The sequence below is a fragment of the Photobacterium swingsii genome (assembly GCF_024346715.1).
GTDB classification, from domain to species: domain Bacteria; phylum Pseudomonadota; class Gammaproteobacteria; order Enterobacterales; family Vibrionaceae; genus Photobacterium; species Photobacterium swingsii.
This window is the reverse complement of record NZ_AP024852.1, coordinates 1,676,258-1,691,492: the sequence shown is the minus strand read 5'-3', so window position 1 is coordinate 1,691,492 and position 15,235 is coordinate 1,676,258. Positions and strand designations below refer to the sequence as shown.

The 15,235-nt window shown below is 37.2% G+C and carries 14 protein-coding genes and 1 pseudogene; 7 read left to right on the top strand and 8 right to left on the bottom strand.

Translation table 11 applies throughout. From position 1 onward, the window contains the following. Nucleotides 1-44: 44 nt before the first annotated feature. From OCU77_RS07945 to OCU77_RS07935, 4 genes are all read left to right on the top strand, one after another. Nucleotides 45-911, top strand: coding sequence for a viperin family antiviral radical SAM protein (locus OCU77_RS07945; protein ID WP_048901046.1), 867 nt, complete (start codon nt 45-47; stop codon nt 909-911). An 83-nt stretch (nt 912-994) separates the two neighbouring features. After that, nucleotides 995-1,138, top strand: coding sequence for a hypothetical protein (locus OCU77_RS07940; protein ID WP_162845638.1), 144 nt, complete (start codon nt 995-997; stop codon nt 1,136-1,138). Between the two features lie 12 nt (nt 1,139-1,150). Continuing rightward, entirely contained in the window at nt 1,151-1,435 is a 285-nt protein-coding gene (locus OCU77_RS25280) for a ParE family toxin-like protein (RefSeq protein ID WP_420892226.1), read from the top strand. Between the two features lie 259 nt (nt 1,436-1,694). Then, complete coding sequence (locus tag OCU77_RS07935) at nt 1,695-2,303, top strand: deoxynucleoside kinase (RefSeq protein WP_048901045.1); 609 nt, start codon at nt 1,695-1,697, stop codon at nt 2,301-2,303. Between the two features lie 538 nt (nt 2,304-2,841). On the opposite strand, the gene OCU77_RS07930 is transcribed toward OCU77_RS07935, so the two are convergent. The 4 genes and pseudogenes from OCU77_RS07930 to OCU77_RS07915 form a co-directional block, all read right to left on the bottom strand. Continuing rightward, entirely contained in the window at nt 2,842-4,683 is a 1,842-nt protein-coding gene (locus OCU77_RS07930; protein ID WP_048901044.1) for a hypothetical protein, read from the bottom strand. After that, nucleotides 4,683-5,120 (bottom strand): ABC-three component system middle component 2, encoded by a 438-nt coding sequence (locus OCU77_RS07925; protein ID WP_048901043.1) that lies wholly within the window; start codon nt 5,118-5,120, stop codon nt 4,683-4,685. Before OCU77_RS07925 ends, OCU77_RS07930 begins: the two co-directional genes overlap by 1 nt. Further along, on the bottom strand, nt 5,117-6,124 hold the full coding sequence (locus OCU77_RS07920; RefSeq protein ID WP_048901042.1) for an ABC-three component system protein: 1,008 nt from the start codon (nt 6,122-6,124) through the stop codon (nt 5,117-5,119). Before OCU77_RS07920 ends, OCU77_RS07925 begins: the two co-directional genes overlap by 4 nt. Before the next feature lie 46 nt (nt 6,125-6,170). Next, nucleotides 6,171-6,500: pseudogene (locus tag OCU77_RS07915) on the bottom strand (tyrosine-type recombinase/integrase); the annotation flags it as partial. A gap of 254 nt (nt 6,501-6,754) precedes the next feature. On the opposite strand from OCU77_RS07915, the gene OCU77_RS07910 reads away from it, so the two are divergent. Further along, nucleotides 6,755-8,098 (top strand): hypothetical protein, encoded by a 1,344-nt coding sequence (locus OCU77_RS07910; RefSeq protein WP_048901041.1) that lies wholly within the window; start codon nt 6,755-6,757, stop codon nt 8,096-8,098. A 298-nt stretch (nt 8,099-8,396) separates the two neighbouring features. Here OCU77_RS07910 and OCU77_RS07905 read toward each other — a convergent pair whose 3' ends face one another. Both OCU77_RS07905 and OCU77_RS07900 read right to left on the bottom strand, forming a co-directional pair. After that, complete coding sequence (locus tag OCU77_RS07905) at nt 8,397-10,712, bottom strand: hypothetical protein (RefSeq protein WP_048901040.1); 2,316 nt, start codon at nt 10,710-10,712, stop codon at nt 8,397-8,399. A gap of 281 nt (nt 10,713-10,993) precedes the next feature. Next, the gene (locus OCU77_RS07900) at nt 10,994-11,398 is read right to left on the bottom strand and encodes a hypothetical protein (RefSeq protein WP_048901039.1); all 405 of its coding nucleotides are present in this window, start codon (nt 11,396-11,398) and stop codon (nt 10,994-10,996) included. An 844-nt stretch (nt 11,399-12,242) separates the two neighbouring features. On the opposite strand from OCU77_RS07900, the gene OCU77_RS07895 reads away from it, so the two are divergent. After that, the gene (locus OCU77_RS07895) at nt 12,243-13,448 is read left to right on the top strand and encodes a hypothetical protein (RefSeq protein WP_048901038.1); all 1,206 of its coding nucleotides are present in this window, start codon (nt 12,243-12,245) and stop codon (nt 13,446-13,448) included. A 202-nt stretch (nt 13,449-13,650) separates the two neighbouring features. On the opposite strand, the gene OCU77_RS07890 is transcribed toward OCU77_RS07895, so the two are convergent. Both OCU77_RS07890 and OCU77_RS07885 read right to left on the bottom strand, forming a co-directional pair. Continuing rightward, complete coding sequence (locus OCU77_RS07890; protein WP_107303173.1) at nt 13,651-13,875, bottom strand: hypothetical protein; 225 nt, start codon at nt 13,873-13,875, stop codon at nt 13,651-13,653. A gap of 49 nt (nt 13,876-13,924) precedes the next feature. Beyond that, the gene (locus OCU77_RS07885; protein WP_107303172.1) at nt 13,925-14,329 is read right to left on the bottom strand and encodes a hypothetical protein; all 405 of its coding nucleotides are present in this window, start codon (nt 14,327-14,329) and stop codon (nt 13,925-13,927) included. Between the two features lie 403 nt (nt 14,330-14,732). Here OCU77_RS07885 and OCU77_RS07880 point away from each other — a divergent pair, with 403 nt between their 5' ends. After that, nucleotides 14,733-15,116 (top strand): hypothetical protein, encoded by a 384-nt coding sequence (locus OCU77_RS07880; RefSeq protein WP_048901106.1) that lies wholly within the window; start codon nt 14,733-14,735, stop codon nt 15,114-15,116. Nucleotides 15,117-15,235 lie beyond the last annotated feature (119 nt).

The following is a 15,235-nucleotide window of genomic DNA, read 5'->3' as shown; positions in this document are numbered from 1 at the left end:
CACAACGTAACACTACTCCTGTTATCAATTACAGGATTAGTGTTATGTCTACTAAACAACTAGTAATCAACTTTCACATGACAGAGCGTTGTAACTATAACTGTCACTATTGTTATGCAAAATGGGAAAAACCAAATGAAATTCACAAACAAGAAGGCACTGTAAATCAGTTACTGACAAACCTCAGTAATTACTTTTTAAACCCCAACCCTGTCCAGTCAGAGCTTGGCTACGATAGCGTTCGACTTAACTTTGCCGGTGGCGAACCGTTACTGCTTAAAAACAAGTTTATCGATGCGATTGATTGTGCAATATCTTTAGGCTTTGACATATCAATCATTACCAACGGTCATCTGCTTACAGAGAGCTTCATAAAGGAGCAGGCTCATCGTATGAGCATGATTGGTATTAGCTATGATTCGGCAAACCAGGCATGCCAACAACAGATCGGACGCAATACAAGAAGTGGTTCGGTGATCACACCGAGACAACTGAGCAACATCAGTCATCTAATAAGAAAGCATGCACCTAAGACGGAGCTAAAAATTAATACTGTTGTTAACCAGTTCAATATCAATGAAGACCTATCTTCCTTAATCTCAGAAGTTAAGCCAGATAAATGGAAACTACTCCAAGTACTGGGGATCTACGATGAAATACCTGAAATATCAGATAGTGATTTTACCAATTTCGTCACTCGTCATCAGTCACTCAACTCAGTTATGTCGATTGAAGATAATGCCTCGATGAGAGGTTCATATCTGATGATAGATCCAAGCGGTTGCTTTTTTCAGAACGAAAATACTCACAGCGGGTACCTCAAGAGCCGATCTCTGCTAACTACACCTGTAGGTATAGCTTTAAAAGAAAGTGGCTTTAATCCTAAGAAGTTTTCTGCGCGATACAAATAAAACTTTTTTGTGCACTGCACAAATTAACAATGGTTTTGCTTTATGAAGAAGCACATAAATCAACATTTATAGAGGAATCAGATATGTCTAAAAAAATCACTCCAGCAAACAATTCAGGTAACCAACAAAACCCAAATAAAGGAACTCCAGGTACTAACCGTCAATATGATCAGGCACAAGGTAACCGTGGTAAGCAAATGAACCCAAATCAAAAAGGTAATAAATAACCGGAGTAATCGATGGAGAAGCAAACTATATTGTTATCTCATCGCAAACTTGTTCACCTAGGGGGGCAACTGCCCCCTTACATTACACAAAAGGCCATACAGCTATGCGGTAAGATTGCATCCAACACATTTTCATTAAACCAGCTAAAGGGAAAACGGTTAACACGCAACCGTAACTACATCAGCTATTCAATTAATAAGAACTATCGAGTGGTAGTGAAAAGTAATCAGCGACATCATGGCCCTTATCTTTGCTTGAGCCATGCTGACTATAATCACTGGCTAAAGAAGATATAAAAAGAACTTCATTTCATTTTGAACTGATAACTGCTGACTTCACAAACTATACAATTATCGAAGAGCTTAGTAATTGTCCTTATAGAGGAAGCTATACGTAGTAAATGCTATAAGTCCTTTTTTAAAGCCCGTCGATTTATACCATGTGGATGACAATTTTTAAAAATTAAAGGTATGACATTGTTACACATCAGCCTAGTCGTCTAATTCAACTCAGAATAACCAAGACACTTTTTAAATAAAAAGAAATGAGGAACAAATGAATAAATTTATTGCTTTTGAAGGGCTAGATGCCTGCGGAAAAACAACGCTAAGTTCACTCTTCGCGAAAGAGAAAAAAGCCGTTGTTCATTCTGCGGTAGTGGTAGAAGCACTGGAACTTAGAAATATCATTGACTCCTACCAGTCAAAGGAGAGCGCTTTACTCTTTTTTTTGCTAAACAACTTCTTGAAGAGTCATGAGATTTCGGGGGAATTAGAGTCTGGAGATGTCATACTAGACAGATATATCTTTTCAACCTTGGCATACCAGACAATTATGCTTGAAGAAGATACGGTCAAGAAGATCTTTGATGCACTTAACATTGCAAAAAAAATTCTTCTTCCAGATGTAATAGTTTTTGTTAAGGCCGATGCTGAAACTATAAACAGCAGGATAGCGGCCAGAAATGGCACTGCTCAGTGGTACGGTGATGCAGTAACGCAAAATAATTGTGTAGAAACAGCCTACAAAAAGATCTTTCAGTGGTTTGATATTCCCATTGTAGAAATTGACACATCAGAAAAGTGTAATATGTCCGTGGAAGAAAATTACCAGCTAATGAAAGATCGGATTGATTGCGTTCTTTCTGGAGGGAGTAATTCATAAATACATTTAGGCATGAAGAATGAAATTTTGCAATATTCTGTATATGCTCTACTAACTGGCAAAGAGTCAATATCGACATTGACTCTTTGCATTTTAAACCTAGAGCATAACCTCGTTCATAAGAACAACCGAATAATTATGATGCCCCATACCACCTTGGTGATGGGGTATTTGTTTAAAATTAGGGGAATGACAATGTTCACTTTGACATAAACCTCCTATCGCTTCTTGTCCGATAGAGCTAGCACTTGTATATTTCGGTGGATGTAAGCCACAGTATTAGAAACTTAAAGCCTGAGCCGAAACAGACTTAGGGGGCTTTCGAAGCAAAAAATGCCAAGTGTAAAAGCTCAATCCATAAAAGTTCTGGACATAAACGAGCTAGAGACTTTGCTCTAGTTCACTTGCTTTGGACTAGGAAAAGTACGGTGAACTTTGACAAAAAAACGCAAGCGCCCATACAAAGAGTTTATGGCATGGGCGCAAGAGAAAGGTGCTTTAATAAATTAAAAAGAGAGGCTAATGCTTCCCTTTTTATTCAAAGTAAGCCTATACGTTGACCTTGACCGGCATTTTTTCCATAGAAGGTATCAACACCAATAACACTTCTGAGTGACTCTGGAACATCAATATTCTCGACTATGATAAATTGTCCGAACCGACTAATTTTATGTAAATAATTTAAGAAATGATAACTTATCTTTGTTTCAGCAAGCTTTTCTTCATCTTCTTCTAGCTCACCATGTTTACTCACCAATGGATCTCGATAGGTCACTAGAGGCGAATCTAAAATTACAATACCAGGATGGTATATCTCTTTCTGTCTACAATGCATTAATAAAGCGATTTTAAAGACAGAATGAAGAATAGCCCTTACACCTTTACCATTTAAATTACGTGGGTTCCCATCAATTATTACATCAAATGTTTTGTAATCAAACTCGACGTTATTTTCACCTGGGAATTTAATGTTTCCCAAAATGTTACTATAAATACGACAGAAACTATCTATTGCCTCACTTTCAGGATAGAACTCCTTAGCCGTATGTTTTTTAGGTACTGGTGCAAGTTCAGCCTCTTGTAACTTTTTATTGAAGGAACTAATTCGATCATGTAAGTTCAGGTCAAATTCAATGGATGTTCTTTCCTTCCTCAAAGCCATCAAACTATTATCTTCTAGTTTTATTTCCGGTGCTCGCCTCTCCGCTTCATTATCTAAAGCCTTCAACCTTGATTTCAAATGACCTGCTTGTGTTAAATGCACAACTAACTGTTGATCTAACTCACTGCTTGTATCACTTAATTCAGCAAGCTTTGATTTGATCTTTTTTATTTCAGCTTTGGACGCTTCAGCTAATACATTAACTTCGATGAGATCCTTACAGATTGTCTCTGGTGCTTTTCCACAAAAATCACACTGACCTCCATGGCCAACCCCAAGCAGAAATGCCGCTTCTTCTTGAGAGTTGAGTCTTTCTATATCACTAAGATATATATCTTTTAACGTTTCAAAATTAGCTAAGTTTGCCTGAATAATATTAATACGCTCACTAACATCCATCAACTCATTAGAAACAGCTTTTTTCTCTGAAACCACACCTGACAATGCTTTCTGAGATGAGTCAATATATTCTAGCAAGCCATCAATTGATACATCAAGTTTTCCTGATCGTTCATTTAAGCTTTCATAACTTTCATCTTTAAATACCAAGTCAGATTTTAAGGTCTTAACTACATCTGCTAGTACCTCTACTTGACCTTTTCTCTTACTTTTGAACTCTTTATCTCGAATAACGGTTCTAACTTCAGAGTCATCATTTCCAGTAAGTAAAAACTTGAATACATTTTTATTTTTACTATTTTCACTTGTGTCACCAACAATAATTGGGGAATCTGAGCGAATAATTTTCTCTTCACTTGATAATATAACTCTCGATAACAACCGTACCGTCAACGCTCCCTTCTCACCATATAAATTTGATGAAATTTGGGTATCTCTGTAACCTTTCAAGTAAAAATCACTGATATTATTAACAGTTTTTGTTGCTGTTCCAATTTTAAAATAATTATAAAAGCTTGCACCTTCCTTTGAGTCTACTAAGCCATTATAAACCTCAAAATTATTTGAAGGCCATTTACGGAACACAGTGAAAGACTCACCATTAAGGAGAACCTGCATTGCCACTTCACTGTATTTTTTACTTTCAGGCACCTGCTTTAATTTTTCGGTACCGAGCATGTAATCAATTGCTTCAATAAGAAGTGATTTACCAGTATTTGATGCACCATGTACAATATGAACAGGGTTAGAAAAGCTAATTGAAGAATCATGGTTATCACTTAAGAATAGTAATTTTTTAATTTTCAATCCAATTGTCATTAAAATACCCTTTTACCTAAAGTTATGTTTAACCTTTCAAAACCTATTTCGTTCAATTCACTTACCAGCCATTCTGAGGTATTCCTAATAGCTATTGAATAGTTTGCTCTCATCAATTCCAAATATGGATTTGCATTTTCAGTCGCTCTGTAAAATACACCGTCATGAGTTAAGTCGATTTCAATAAGATCAAATCGTTTCATTAACTCAATACCGGCACGGACTGTCTCCCTACGTGAGCTCAACTCACCTTTTCGGTTAGGTGTTTTCGGATGTAAGCTTTCTGGGCCATCGAAATCAGCTGAGTTAACTAGAATGTAATCTATCTTCATTAATAGCTCAAAATCGAGACTTTTTGGGTAATATGAATCAAGAAAACTAACAGCTCTTACACCAGCTTCCAACGAACTATTAAAAACATGAGTACCTGCCATCATTTTTTTCTCCAATTGAGTCGGTTTTCATTTGCAAAGTGGTGGCAGTAACCCTGCTTAACGCCAATCTTGCCATGAATAGCAAGCTTTCCTGATGGTTGAAGCTTGCCCGCTTCTCCAAGTACAGTACACATACGTTCAAATGAATCTGAATATTTGAGCCGTAATGTGGGTTTAATACCTTGAAAAATTTCCGTCTCAAAATCTTCCAGTACACCTTCGACCGTGTTGTCTCTGTAGAATGCACGAAATGCTTCAGCACTATAAAAGCGCTCTCTTTGATCTATAAAGTCTTCTTCAAACTCATCGTGACCGACTATATCTTCAGCCTTGGCATATATTTGTTGATCATATTCGCTGTATACATCAAGAACTTTACTGACATAAATCAGCTCACTATCATCAATTTCCTGCGGAACTTTACCACTGGGTGCTCTTGGTAGTTCACCACCATACAAATCAACCAAAATAGTTCGAAAATGGGGATCATTTACCATGTAATCAATGTCAATGATGGACACATTCGAGAAATCATAGTTTAAAATAAATGTACGCAGCTCTGCGGAGAGTAGTACTTTTTGTCCGTCGATAATTGTACCTTCACAGAACTTAGTCCACTGTTTCAGTAACTCAGCTTTTAGCTGAGATGGGTTTAAAATCCAAGTTCTTAGATTGCGATTCACTCCTTTTGGTGCCACAAAATAATAATTCTTCGGAGCTGTAAACTCACGGAGGAAAGCATAATAAAGTAACTTTCCTAATTCATGCATTCCGGATGCCGTAGGTAGAGTGTTTTTATACTGTTTGCACTGATAATTATCCCAGTCGCCCTCAAACTTGGCTGCAGAGTAAAAGCCAATAACATCACAACCTCTATCTCCAGCCCCTGCGGGTCTCATTACTGAGCAATATTTATGTGTTTGGCATTTGGCCCACTTACTGACAAGAATTTCCAAATCGTCAGGATCTAATGACAATATATGACGTGTATAATCAAAACTATTCACTTATTTCTATCCTTTACCTTAGGCACTGACACCACCTTGCATGAGCTTATCTCTGCTCATCCAGATAATCATAATCCAAGTAATGCCTATGCATACCTGCATGTACCTTATGCCCAGCATCGTCTCTGCAATATGGAAGGTAGCCCATCGCCTCCCACATATTTCGAGCCGTTCTACGCATTTAGTGGTTGGTCGTTCTTGGGAAAGCTGCCACCTCTATCGCATCAGCTAATTTACGGCAGAACTCAACTGGTACGCTTTCAGACATTGGTCTGTCTTCTTCTTTGTTGACTGGTGGGAACATGATATAAAAATCAGGCCATATGACAAACTAATAACGAGTAATTTCTTCTGCTAATGAAGGGATTGCACGACGAAAAACTCGAAGGGGGCGTCTTTTGCCTTTTGCTAGCAAGAACCAAGAGGTTACCCCTTAGAACTTCTAAATTAGCGAACCATTAATTACTAAATTAAAGGTAAAGTCACAACTGAGCGTCCAGTTTAATTGACACAATGAAGATATTGCCCCCTGCCTAGAATATCGATGAAAAAGAAGAGTATACTAACCCTAACTAATTGATCTTAAATATGCTCTAATGAAGCATTAACTATGCTGTTGGGTGGTAATCTATGAGCGATAGAGTCTATCGGACAATCTTCAAGGTAAAGTTATTCTGGTTAGTACTTACCTTACCTATCCTCGTCGGGATTGTTATCGGTAGTATCATTGGACATACCGAGGGTTTAATCTTAGACGTTAGTCAGGGTAAAGAGTCATTTGATATTTTCTGGAATCACATGAGGTTTCCAATAGCTATCGCATCGATGTCAATTCCTCTTGCTACATGGGTTATAGCAAACCACCGAACATCCCAATTCGTAAAGTCATTGGAAGTACAAGAAAGAAACTCTGAATTACAGCAGAAAAGCATTGCAAACCAACTTCAAACGCTTTCATACCAAGCTGATACCCAACTTCTAGATAGTTACTACTCGCATCGAGACTTTTTCATAACTATCTATAGCCGAAAAATTGAAACAGATAGCTGGGAGTACATCGAAAAAGAGGATTTACCACTGATTCATGCAAAGCTCTACAATTATTCTGAACTGACTAACATTAAAGAAATCAAGTTAAATCAAGAAAAATTGATATTTATTGAAGAATACCTTGAACGTCATAGTAGAAAATTACTTGAAATCTGCACTGAATTGACCGAGTTCAAGACGAAATTTAGTGACACTATAGATGACCAGCATGAGGCTAGTATTCTAGCTATTAATAGTCTTTGGCAATTGTCTGCTTGGCTAGACCAATTTGCACTCAACCTCAACTTTCGAAGGGTAATATCAACACAATGCCCTTTATCTTTAATGATAAAGTCATATTTCGAAATATTTTCCCTATACACTGACTTAGTTCCTGACAAAGCTACGGAAACTCGGTACCAAGATGTACTAGAAGACCAAGCAATTGCAAATGCGATCACTAATTTAATTGGTGAAATAACAAAGTCTGGAGATGATATAACGATAGAAGGCCTTGAGCAAAGCATGGGGATTAAAGCTATTTGCCTTTCCGTAAATCCCAACCAAAAGCACCTTGTAAATAGCTTTCTATTTAGATTAAACGATGAATTGAAACATCACTTCTTAGTTGATAGCAAAGTTGAGGATAATAATGGTTATGTATCAATAAGCTACCAAAATCCAACTGGTGAAGACCTAGTCATCCGTTATGTGGAACACTGCATAAATGATTCTAGCGATGTTGAAAACTCTTCTGGGCATATACTACTGAACGAAGAGAAGATACTAGAGACAATAAAAGTTGAGGATAAAGATAGTTGGAAGGAAAGCGATGAAGAGTTTGCACTAATCGCTGAACAAATAGAGAAGAAGGTAAGCTTGATAGCACGTTCACAAAGAAGTGATCGTATCAAAAACGCCTTTGACTATTTGGAAAATCAATGACACATTTTTGGACAAAATGAGTTTTCGATTAAGCAAATATTGAATTAGCACAAGTATTGCAAATCAAAGTGCCTATTTATTGACATGCCTTGATGATCAATCGTGACCCAGTGATGGTTACGCAGACCTAAGAACTCGATAAATCCCTCGTTCGTGACCCAAATATCACCGTATCTATTAGCCCTTTTTCGAGCGCTGGCTATAGAAACGAGCAAATTATCCGTACTAATACCGTTAAATAGCGAGTAATAAACGCCTTCATGGCAAAAAGGCGTTTTGTAAATCAGTGGTGAGTGCATTACCTTTTATAATGAGCTACAGCGTTATACACACTAGCAGTATCAATATTTTTAGCTATTACCATAACGTTATTAACATGCATAGCTTCCAACGCAGAATTTACAGCATGTTCAATGTAATCTTGACGTTTTGAAGAGTTATCATTTTTATAAACGATAATACAAATAGATGTATCAGATAGCTCATTAGGTGTATAAATAATCATATTATTATGCGTCTCTATATGAAATGTTCTAGGTACATTCCTTTCAAGATCTTTATACATTCGAAGCAACGTTTTTTGCTCATCTAAATTTAGCATACATAATGAGTTGCCTAAATCTGTCCAACCTTTAAATGTACGTCTTTCTATCTGTGCCAGTATGTCTTTAAAAAATGGGATCATCTCAGGTCTTGGCTTTACACAATCAATACCCTGTTCTTTTAACTGAAAGTACTGGTCAATTTTAGATGACATCCCGGTAATTGTTACTTCTGTACTTTCATCCATCATCTCATTGCTAAATGACAATCTATCTTTACAATAAAGCCCTAAGTAATCTAACTCATCTCCCAAGATATTTACTCTATTTGATAAGTTAGATCGTCTAGTAAGATAGTTTATTATTTCTATGGGGTGTTCTAAGATATCTGTAATACATTCAAAATCGGATACTGTCATAGAGACGCATGGCTCATAGTCGTTAGGCATCCAATCCGTTTTGTGGAACTTATCAATATTTGTTTGCATCGTCCCAAAATCTTCAAGTGTAATTGACATTCTAATAACATTATTAATGTCGTCTAATGATACTGGTAATTGCTCTCTTAGAGTATCTTCAGTATCTGGATTATCTTTGAGATATAGGATCTTATCTCTTAATCTCTTTGACTGTATATTTGGCTCGATTATCATCTCATCGAACTGCCGCTTAACTGTTTTAGGTGCGCCACGAAGTGCGGCCTTATTTACCTTGTGGGATTTGGCTTCTATAATAAGCATAAAACCATCAATAAATGTTACCAAATCAGTCTCATACTCCCTACCGTCTTGTGACCATTCAAGCCCACTCTTTGTTTGTGACTCTGGAAATCTTCTAAGAATAATTTCTTCAATCTTATCCTCTAAGTATTTAGCTTTAGTACGCTTTACTTTTTCTTTATTTATTCCTTTTGTGAGATTTATAAAACAATCATGAGAATAAGCAAAAAATAACTGCGGGATATAACAAATTAAAACATCATCATATCTGATTATTGGCTTACTCCATACTGGGTTATCTAAAAAGAAAAATTCTTTATTATTTCCCGTTAAAGAGGAAGTGCTAAAACTAAATTCATCGACTATCTTATGAATTATTTCAGTATTCATACTGGTCAATATTGATAATTCTTCAATACTAAAAGTATAACAGTCCCTTAACTTTAATTGGTGATGAGCGAATACTAGCATCAGTATTTCTTCTTTTTTCATAGATGGGATGTCTAGTTGGCTGTCTGACATCATCGAAGAAGTATAATCACTATCAAAACCCATTAACTTACAATAATCAGGAATTAGCTCATTCTTATTTTTTGATTTTCTTAGTTCTTGTATAACGTCTAACCATGAGTCAACTCTGTCTTGAATAGAGTTCATTAGCACCTCAAATAGAGATATGACATCATTTGGTTTAAATTCAAAGTTATTATTGATATCAACCTCAAGCTTAGAATAAAGCTCGCTGGTTAGATTTTTCATCTTATCCTGATAACTCCAATTGCGAATTGATTGTGTTGAGGTTCGCAATAATACCTGAATACTCTCAATAGCTTTTTCTTCAGTAGTCGTATCATTTATTGATGTTGGAAATCTACTAATATTAGCGTGACTTCCTAATGAAGTGATTTTTTCTGTTAATTCATCAGTTACATTTGGTGTGGGTGGGAAGTAACCAAGCTCTTCATTTGGTATACAAAGGAATATAGCCTGTAATATTTCTATGTGATATTGATGTATTCCATCTTTTTTTTCAACTAAATCTCCCTCTTTAGTTACACCTGTGACTAAAGCTTGCATTGAGAGTATTGCAATTAGCGATATAGGATCTACTTTCTTAAATATTTCAACAATATCATCAATTAGAACTGAGGTTTGTTCTTTGGCATTCTCTATCATTTTAGATAGAAATTCTTCTCTTTGCTCATCGGACAAATCTCGTAAAGGATTAGGAACATTATAGGTTACAAAATCGTTATCACTCTTCGTGTTTTTTATCCCACCATGACTTGGTTTTTTCTTTTTATTAAGATTTCTTTTATTTATTTTTCTTGGTTTCTTTGCGCTTTTTTTCATAGCTAAATTCCGAATTTTGTTACAATGAATCAATCGTAATGGGAAGACACTACACCCATTAGGAAAACTAGGTCAAATAGCGCTTGAGTGAAGTGGGATATCAAGCTGTTTGTAAATCGCTTAGGGGCACTTTCGTGTTTGAAAGTGCTGACTGTATCGGTTCTGGACAGAAGCGCGTTAGAGAGCCAGATCTAACGCGCTCACCTCTGATGAGAAACAGTATCTTGATGTCTTAAACGTTTGTTAAATTACATGCTCAAAGCCATCTTTAGTACCATTAACTAATGGTGTTCTGTCGGGCTATTGCAAGTCATAAGGTATTTTTTTAGTCGTTGCAGAGGCTCAATATTATCAAGAACAATTGTACAAAATATATTGCCAAACATTGGGACTAAAGCGGCTGTCCACGCTACGTTTGTACTCAAGTACCAATTGTTAAGTTTTGCAAAACCGACATATGAGCTAAAACTATAAATATCAAAACACTCTTTTTTGATTGCGCAGAATACAGTTAAAACATCAAAACTTCCCCAGGATCCAGTTTTAAACCACATGTACGAACCATACAGTGTTGATACGATCAAAACCAAAATCGGAGCGACAAGTCCAAACAATACAAAATCATCGCTTAGCCACCCAAGAAGTCCCCAAAGTAAAACTAACGAGAATAATATTAACAATGCCACCTTTTACCTCACTGATGTTTATTGTTGTAATTTAACGCTTTATCAACGGCACAACACCGCAGATCTCACCCACGTTACCGCCTTCCAACATACTCTTAATGCAACGATGCTATGCGTGTTAGTGATAAAAATCAGTGATCTAGCTCATTATCAGATAAGTTGCACATTATGATCTACCGACAGTTGCCATAGCTCCTGTTGAATGTAGGACGGCTACATCAATGCTGTGTTTAGTCACAGTACTGTTGGGCGTGATCTTTGTATTGAACACGTATTTGTTATTAACTGCTCCTAACACGGAATGGGGCAAAGATGAGCTAAAACAGGCCGACATGACTTGATGTTGGGAAAAAGCACCTTAGATCTCCCAATTGACCGTAGTTATAAATGAAAGTTTTTACTGAGATTCACGATTAAAGAATTATTATCATAGCAAGCAGCTTCGAAACGAGCACGATAAGAAACTTTAATCTTTGTATCTAACTTCCCCGTATGTGTAGCCTGAGAGTGGCAACTATAAAAGTCAGAATGCAATTAAGTAACTCTTGACGATCTTCAAAGTTATTACCAAGAAACAATACAGGTCTTAACCTCAAAATAAGGGAAATTTGTTCTTTATGGGACTTGTCATTTAATACTAAGGCTTCATACACAATGCTTGAATCAATTCTACGGTCAACTAAATCACTTAGCCATCTTGTTTGATTAATCCGTTCAATTAGAACACGCAAAAAATAAAAATTGACTATTATTCAATACCTTATAAAATCCCACCGACAGAGTTGAAACTAAACTCATATAAAGTAGCATAACAAACCGATTCATATATTTGTCAGAGGCTAAGATGAAAAAAATTATAATCGCAATCGGCTGTACAGCCATTATCGGTGGTGGTGCGTTCGTTGCCAATAACATGTTAATTAAGAATGCAGCAGAAACTGTGACTAGTGAAGTTGAAAGCTCACTAATTGGACTAAAAAACAAGTTCATTGATGTCCAACTCATCGATGTCGAAATCAACAATAACAACGTCAAGCAGGATTTCGCTATCTACATAAACAATGGTTCAAAAAGACTTCCTGAACCAATCTACCTCAAGCACACAGCAACTGTTGCGCCATTTGGGCTTAGCGTTGAAGGTAACTTTAGCCTCCCGAAGGATAAAGGACTAACCTCAACGTTAATCAAAGAGGTTGCGAGCTTAAATGAAAACATAAAATACAAATTCGATACCAACAATCAGTCTTTAGACTTACAAAGCAACTTCTCATTCGGAGAAATCAACGCAGGCCGTTCAAGTAGCTTCAAACTTGGTGATGTCGAGATTCTACTTAACGGCAACAAAGATGCCTTCACTACATCCACAAAAATTGACGGCATTAGAATCTCTAAACGAAGAGAACAGGTCTATCTAAACGGCATCGAGCTTAAAACAAATACCACCAACAATACTTATCATACTGAAATCATAGCCAATGATGGAGGCTACAACGATCGTTCTGGTGGAGTTAGCTTCAAAGACGCAAAGTTTGATTCAGCAATTACGATTGACGACAATACGAACCTGAAGCTTGATTGGAAAGTTAACTCACTAGACCTTCAATCTTCAAACATCACCCAGCTATCGAACAAACTTGGTTTAAGTGGTGAGATTAACGGAGTTAAAACTCAAGATCTTAGCAGCCTCATCGATTTGATTGAAAACAATCCTACAGAGGAAACAATTAAGGCAGCATTAAAATCCATAATAGGTAATGGGATCAAATTCGAGAACATCAATATCTTCGTTAATAACTCAAGTACAAATGGGCAACTTGAAATAATGCCTGCAAACTATAAAGGATTAACTAACCGAGAGTCAGGAAAGGCATTTGAGAAGTCCCTTAAAGTTGACTTCAATATCACTATCACGCCAAAGCTAGTTCAACTATTTGAAATCAACCAAAACGTATTGGACAGACTATGGAACGAAGAAGAGTCAGGTAACTATACAACTACGTTCAAGCAATCACTTGGGAAGCAGTTTATCAACGGGGTCAAAGCGAACTGATATTGAGTTCAAAGTTCTATTGCCGCCTTGTCATTTGAAAATGCTGGGCGGTATGAATATTCAACTAACGTTCCAGAGTACTTCATACCCATAGTAATAACTTTATGTATTCCACCTCATAAATTTGGTACAAGGGCTTCGAATCTATATATGCACGATACCTACGAGTTAGAATTCTAACCAACAACGGAGCAGCTGCAAGTTAACTAGAAAGACTCACCTTAATCGAAAATTTACCCCGCACAATATAAGTAACAGCTATCACTCCAACAGCATTAAAGAAGCTCAAGTCAGGCAAGTCTGAATGAATACTGGATACCAAGCCATTCCATACAACAACGAGAATGGTTGAATTAAGAACGATATTGATGCTCATAACGAGTAGGCTCGTCATACCAAATGCAATCAATGCTTCTTTAATTTTCATCTTTGCCTCACTTCACATTTAGCTCGAACATACAAAACAGTGGACGCTTTCACCCCTCAGCTCGTCGCAACCCTTCTAAGCACTTCACCTGCTTCAACAGCTGTAGCCAAAAGTCATCAATCGTTTCACGTGCATCATCGTCATTAACGAATGAATACGAGAACTGAACCTTCGACGGTTTAAATCCATCACTGCAGGTTTGGTGTACACACAATTGAAATGCACATTGGAGGCTAAACAAGTCCGATTGCTTGGGGAGCGAATACATAACCCTTCTAGCATCTTCATCTCGATAAAAGGCGACAGATAGAGCTAACAGACGAAAGCTATACCAATGTGTAATGAGCTGACTTTGACTGACATAAAGCCCGTACTCATGCATCACCAGCGTTAAATCGAAACCATTAGGTACTCTTAGTTCATGCTCAAGATTTAAAATATTGGGTATATCCATACTAGCCCTCCATCAATTTGCTATTTTTCAAATCGGAGCAATACTGTGTATAAATACAGTATAGAGCTAATTTCTGAGGTTGGAGTCAAATGGCTAGATATCACAACCACCAAATCAAATTAACACCAAGATATATTGAGGCGATTCACGAACTGTTAGAAGCCGAACTCGAGATGATGTAAGAGCAAGATAAAGACTATAGCGACTGCTGGTCTTGGGGCATCTGCACCATCGGCAATTTTTCAAAACCAAACCATCTTTATCTTACATTTGGTGATGAAGAATCGAGGCCAAAGGGTATGTGCCAGGATACCTGTGTTCGGGAAGGCGATTAACAGCACCAATCTAAGGTAGCTCTTGATAATTTAACCCAATACGACCGCAAATTAAGCGAGGCTCTCACATGAAACACATAGTGCTAAACCGAATTAAAACCCCTGACGAGACGATCTTGATTAGCCGACATCGTCACGATTATGTCACTTACGTTGATAAGAATGGAGAGACCTATATGGTAGACGGGGGGACGGACGAGCTACGACGCAACGTTAATACCGAGCCATTTGAGGAACTATCCATCTACTCTGATGCGCCTCATTATGAAGTTAGGCAAGGTTTCTTTTGGGGAACACGAGGTAAAGACGGTAATCAACCTGTCGAATTCAAGCCTCTAAAAGCTCTTGATACCGATCATATTGAGGCTATTATTCAGACACAAAAAAAACAGCCTCGCTGGAGAATTAAAATATTCAAAGCGGAATTGGCATTTCGCAAGTCCGTGCTCTGACATAGGCACTGAATCAGTGTCTATATTCTGGCGGCGAAAAGAGAGTAATTGCACTCAATAACGCAGCTTGCGCTGAACACCATTAGTACAGAGCCATAGCTACCCACCATACCAATAGG